The following is a 1056-nucleotide window of genomic DNA, read 5'->3' on the forward strand; positions in this document are numbered from 1 at the left end:
CACCGCTCGCCGCGGGGCCCGGGCCGAGGGGGAGCTGGCGCTGCTCGGGCCGCTCCGTTCCGTGCGGCGTCAGCGTGAACAGGGCGGCGCAGGCCGCCGCCGTCGCGAGCGCCGCGCCCGCTCCCGTACGGACCGCCCTGCGGCGGCGCGCACGACGGCGGACCGTCGCGAACTGACCCTCGGGGGCGGCGAGATGGGACGTGGCCTCGTCGCCGCGCAGGAGGACGAACAGCGGGTCGTCCGAGGGGTCCTCGTCATCGAACCGGGTGGTCAACGGTCCTCCTCAGGTGGGCGCGCAGCAGTTCGCGGGCGGCGTGCAGGTCGGCCTTCACCGTGCCCTCCTTGCGTCCGGTGAACGCGGCGACCTCGCGGACCGGCATGTCGGCGTAGTAGTGGAGCAGGATCGGCACGCGCAGCCGCTCGGGGAGCGACTGGACGAGCAATCTGACGGTGGGATCGGGGAGTTGCTCCGGCTCGCGGAGCGCCGTCTCGGTGCCGGCGCGGCGCAGCGCGGTGCGTTCGCGATCGAGGGCGCGCCAGTGGTCCCGTACGAGGTTCGCCGCCGTGACGTACAGGAAACCGCGCGGCTCGCCGACCGAACTCCAGCGCGCCCAGAGCCGGGTGAAGGCTTCCGAGGCGATCTCGTGGGCCGTGCCGTCGTCGTCGACGAGCCGCCGTACCCACCCCGCGAGCCGGGGGTAGAGCACGGCGAACAGCTCGGCGGCCTCCCGCTCGCGGCGCCTCACGAGGCGCCCGTGCGGTGCGCGAAGACGATGACGTTGGCCGAGTAACCGGCCGGGCCCCGCTGCCCGCCGCAGGTGATGAGCCGCAGCTCGGCGCGCTTCACGTCCCCGTACACCTCCTGCGTGGGGAACTCGCTCTTCGCCACGGTACGCACCCGGTCCACGACGAAGCGCACCGAGGCCCCGCCCGCCCGCCGCACGACGACCCGGTCCCCGGGCCGCACCCGGCCCAGCCGCCGGAAGACGCCGTCGCGGTGCGGCCCCGTCGTCACGTGCCCGAGCACGACGGCGGGCCCGCGCTCGCCGGGCAGCG

The 1056-nt window shown here is 75.7% G+C and carries 2 protein-coding genes and 1 pseudogene; all 3 read right to left on the minus strand.

Annotated elements, in window-relative coordinates:
• Window positions 1-274 (minus strand): annotated as a pseudogene (locus tag G3I42_RS28225) (hypothetical protein); the annotation flags it as partial.
• Complete coding sequence (locus G3I42_RS28230; RefSeq protein WP_164290595.1) at window positions 255-746, minus strand: RNA polymerase sigma factor; 492 nt, start codon at window positions 744-746, stop codon at window positions 255-257. The gene G3I42_RS28230 and the pseudogene G3I42_RS28225, both read right to left, overlap by 20 nt.
• On the minus strand, window positions 743-1056 hold a 314-nt coding region (locus tag G3I42_RS28235; protein ID WP_164290596.1), incomplete at its 5' end, for a sortase. The genes G3I42_RS28235 and G3I42_RS28230, both read right to left, overlap by 4 nt.

Source organism: Streptomyces sp. SID11385, assembly GCF_010548245.1.
Lineage (GTDB): Bacteria > Actinomycetota > Actinomycetes > Streptomycetales > Streptomycetaceae > Streptomyces.